5 protein-coding genes and 1 pseudogene are annotated in these 4,116 nt (G+C 62.9%); all 6 read right to left on the bottom strand.

The annotated features are described in order from the left end of the window. Positions 1-159: pseudogene (locus tag ACRXB1_RS32185) on the bottom strand (flagellar basal body L-ring protein FlgH); the annotation flags it as partial. A 50-nt stretch (positions 160-209) separates the two neighbouring features. Beyond that, positions 210-998, bottom strand: coding sequence for a flagellar basal-body rod protein FlgG (flgG, locus tag ACRXB1_RS32180; protein WP_062000637.1), 789 nt, complete (start codon positions 996-998; stop codon positions 210-212). A 58-nt stretch (positions 999-1,056) separates the two neighbouring features. Continuing rightward, the gene (gene flgF / locus ACRXB1_RS32175; protein ID WP_062168368.1) at positions 1,057-1,812 is read right to left on the bottom strand and encodes a flagellar basal-body rod protein FlgF; all 756 of its coding nucleotides are present in this window, start codon (positions 1,810-1,812) and stop codon (positions 1,057-1,059) included. 47 nt (positions 1,813-1,859) lie between these two features. Continuing rightward, the gene (gene flgE, locus ACRXB1_RS32170) at positions 1,860-3,092 is read right to left on the bottom strand and encodes a flagellar hook protein FlgE (protein ID WP_062000639.1); all 1,233 of its coding nucleotides are present in this window, start codon (positions 3,090-3,092) and stop codon (positions 1,860-1,862) included. 24 nt (positions 3,093-3,116) lie between these two features. Further along, positions 3,117-3,848: a flagellar hook assembly protein FlgD gene (locus tag ACRXB1_RS32165; protein ID WP_062168370.1), complete on the bottom strand. Its 732-nt coding sequence runs from the start codon at positions 3,846-3,848 to the stop codon at positions 3,117-3,119. 10 nt (positions 3,849-3,858) lie between these two features. Then, positions 3,859-4,116, bottom strand: a 258-nt coding sequence (flgC, locus tag ACRXB1_RS32160; protein WP_449494333.1) for a flagellar basal body rod protein FlgC, incomplete at its 5' end; no start/stop codon positions are given.

Raw genomic sequence — 4,116 nt, 5'->3', positions numbered from 1 at the left:
TGACTGCGCGTTCACGGGCGGCAAGGGCGGGCGCGCCGTCATCGGCTGCTGGGTGATCGGTTCTTTTGGCACGAGGCCACACGCGCCCAGCGTGGCGGCGAGAAAACCTGCCAGCACGACGGTCGGAATACGGCGAAACGATAAAGAAATGAGCGACATCTTCGTGATCCTTCGGAAATACGTAGCAGCCGTGAAGCCGCTTGAACCTGTTAAACCTGCATCGAGCTAAGCGTCTGCAGCATCTGGTCCGACGTGGTCACGGCCTTGCTGTTGATCTCATAGGCGCGCTGCGTCTGGATCATGTTCACCAGCTCCTGCACCACGTTCACATTCGATGCTTCCACGTAGCCCTGTTGCAACGTGCCGCTGCCATTCAGTCCCGGCGTCGTGACGTTCGGAACACCCGAGCCGTTGGTTTCGGAGAGCAGGTTCTCGCCCTTCGCGTCGAGGCCGGCGGGGTTCGCAAATGTAGCGATCTGCAATTGCCCGACCGTGGTGTTCGCCGTGCTGCCTTGTTGCGTGACTGTGACCGTGCCGTCTGAACCGATCGTCAGGCTCGTGTAGTTCGTCGGCAAGGTGATGGCCGGCGTGACCGGATATCCGCTCGATGTCACCAGTTGGCCCGTCGGGCTCGCCTGGAACGAACCATCGCGCGTGTATGCCGTGGTGCCGTCGGGCATGGTCACCTGGAAGAAGCCGTTGCCGTTGATGGCCACGTCCTTCGAGTTGCCGGTCTGCGACAGGGCGCCCTGCGTGTAGAGGCGTTCCGTTGCGACCTGTTGCACGCCGGTGCCCAACTGGCTGCCCGATGCGAGCTCCGTGGTTTGCGTTGAATTCGCGCCTGGCTGGCGGACGGTCTGGTACAGCAAGTCTTCGAACACCGCGCGCGAACCCTTGAAGCCGTTCGTGCTGACGTTGGCGAGGTTGTTCGAGATCACGTCCATCTGCGACTGCTGCGCGTTCATGCCGGTTGCAGCGATGTAAAGAGAGCGGTTCATGTTTTATTGGCCTTTGGGCTAAACAAGCTAAGCAATATGAAAAACGATAAGCGGCGGATCAGCTGAAATCGAGTAGCTTGTTAGCCGACTGGTCCATCTGGTTCGCGGAATCGAGCATCTTGGTTTGCATCTGGAACTGGCGCGCGTTAGTGATCATGTCCACCATCGCGGAAACCGCATTCACGTTGCTGCCTTCAAGCGATGCCGGTGCGACCGTCACGGCCGGATCGGCGTCGGCGGGATTGCCGTCGGCGGTGTGAAACAGGCCATCGTCGCCACGCGCCAAGGTCGACGAATCCGGATTGACGAGCTTCAACTGATCGACGGCGGCAATGGCCGTCGCGCGATCGCCCGGCCCGATGGCGCTTACCGTGCCGTCCTTGCCGATGGTGACTTCAGCGCCCGGCGGCACCGAGATCGGACCGCCCGTGCCGATCACCGGCAGGTTGTTCGCCGTCACGATCTGGCCGTTCGCGTCCACATGCAGGTTGCCCGCGCGCGTGTAGGCTTCCGTGCCGTCCGCGGCCTGGACCGACAGCCAGCCCGGGCCCTGAATGGCGACATCGAGCGGATTGCCGGTTTGCTGGATCGGACCCGGCGTGTAGTCGGCGGTCGGCGTGGACGCCAGCACGAAAGTACGCGAACTCGGATCGCCGTTCGCGCTGCCTTCGAAGCTCATCGGCACCTGACGGAACGCGGAGAGCTGCGCCTTGAAGCCCGTCGTCGATGCGTTGGCGAGGTTGTTCGCCACCGTGCTCTGTTGTTCGAGCGACTGGGCGGCGCCGGTCATCGCGGTGTAGATCAGACGGTCCATGGATTGGCTCTCTCTCGCTTATATGCTGCTTGTGGCGCTAGTGGTGCTTACAGGTTGATCAGCGTCTGATCGACCGTCTGCTGCGTCTTGATGGTCTGCGCGTTCGCCTGATAGTTGCGCTGCGCCGTGATCAGGTTCACGAGCTCGCTCGTCAGGTCCACGTTCGAGTTCTCCACCGCGCCGCCCTGCAGCGTGCCGTGGTTGGTCGCGCCCGGCACCGAGATCTGCGCCGCGCCCGATGCGCCCGTTTGCGCGTACACGTTGCCGCCGAGATCCTGCAGGCCGTTCTGGTTGGCAAAGTTGGCGAGCGCGATCTGACCGAGCGCCTGCGTGTTGCCGTTCGAGTAGTTGCCGGTGAGCGTGCCGTCCGTGCCGACCGTGAAACCCGTCAGGCTCGCCGATGCCGCGCCGTCCTGCGAACTGGCCGTGACGCCGCTCGTGGCGCCGTATTGCGTCGTGCCGCTGAAGTCCATCGTCAGCGCTTGCGTGCCGCCGGAGACAGCGCCGTCGGGGATCGTGAAGTTGAACTTGCTCGTGCCGGTCATATTGCCGGACGCATCGAAGGTGACCGTGCCGAGCTTGCCGTCGGTGCCGGGTCCCACGGCTGCCGGGGGCGTGCCGGTCGTGCCGTACGCAGTCCATGAGCCGGTATCGTTCTTGACGAAATACACGGCCACCTGATGCGTGCCGCCGAGCGAATCGTTGACGTTGATCGAGCTGGTTGCGCTGTAGGTGCTCGAATCCGTTGGGTCGAACGGGGTCGTCGTGCTCGAGATGTTGGCCGATTGCGAATTCAGGTTGAATCCGAACTTGACGTTCTTGGTCGCGACCGGCGGAATGTTGGCCGTCGATACCGTCAGCGGCACCGTCGCCGCGCTGTTCACGACGCCCGAGCTGTTCGCCGCATAACCCATCAGCAACAGGCCCGCCGAGTTGCCGATGGTGCCGTCCGCGTTCAGGTGGAACACGCCGTTGCGCGAATACACCGACGAACCGTTGTTCGACATCTGGAAAAAGCCGTTGCCGTTGATGGCGACATCGAGCGCCTGGTTGGTCGACGTGATCGTGCCCTGGCCGAACTGCTGCTGCACTTCAGCGAGCTTCGTACCGATACCCACCTGGTTGTTCACCGCGGTCGCGACGGAGTTCGCATACATATCGGCGAATTGCGCCTGGCTTTGCTTGAAGCCAACCGTGTTCGCGTTGGCGATGTTGTTGCCGATCACATCCAGGTCGCTCGACGCGCCCGACAAACCCGATAAACCTTGTTGGTAACCCATGACGGTCTCCGCTTTTGAATTTGATTAGAGAATCGAGGCGACGCTGGTCAGGCCGACCGTCGTGCCGTTCGCGAGCCGGAGTCCGGCGGTTCCATCGGCTTGTTGCACCACGCTTTGAACCTGTGACGCCGACAGCACCGTGGCGGTCGCCGCCTTGCCGCTGATCGTGCCCGTCGCCGAGATGGTGTACGTGCCGTCGGGCAGCGTTGCGCCGTTCTTGTCGACCGGCGTCCAGCTCGAGAGCGGCACCACGCCCGCCGGCTGCGCGCCGAGGTCGAGCGTATTGACGATCTGGCCGGACGAGTTCTTGACGTTGACGGTCAGGTCGTCGAGCGCATTCGCCGTCTGCACGCCGAAGGCCGTCGACTTGCCGCTTGCCACCGTGACGCTGCTGCCAGGGGCCAGCACCGTCGAGCCGATCAGCAACGCGGCTTGCGTCGACTGCCCCGCCGACAACTGCCCAGCCAGCGACGTCAGCGACGTATTCAACTGGCCGATGCCCGACACCGTGCTGATCTGCGCGAGTTGCGAAGTCATCTGCGAGCTGTCGGTCGGGTTCGTCGGGTCCTGGTTCTTCAACTGCGTGACGAGCAGCGTCAGAAAGGTGTTCTGCAGGTCGGACGGCGACGTGCCGCCGGTCGAGCTCGTCGAACTCGTCGAGCTGGTCGATGACGTGCTCGACGAGCCGTTCATGGTGTCCAGCAGCGTCTGGGACACGGTCGTCCCGTTGTTGCCGATCGTGGTGTTGGTAGTCACGGGGTTGTCCTCAGGTTCCGATCGTCAGGGTTTTAAGCATTAGCTGCTTGGCGGTATTAAGCGTTTCAACGTTCGCCTGATAAGAACGTGACGCCGAGATCATGTTGACCATTTCCTGCACCGGATCGACGTTCGGCATGGTCACGTAGCCGTCCGGGTTGGCCGCAGGATTGGTCGGGTCGTAGCTGGTTTTCATGGGCGTCGGATCATCGATCACGCCCGTGACCTGGACGCCGCCCACTTGCTGGCCGGAGGCCGTGCGCGCGCC

It is taken from the genome of Caballeronia sp. M23-90 (genome assembly GCF_053574605.1).
The sequence above is the reverse complement of the archived record's forward strand: the minus strand, read 5'-3'. Positions and strand labels throughout refer to the sequence as shown.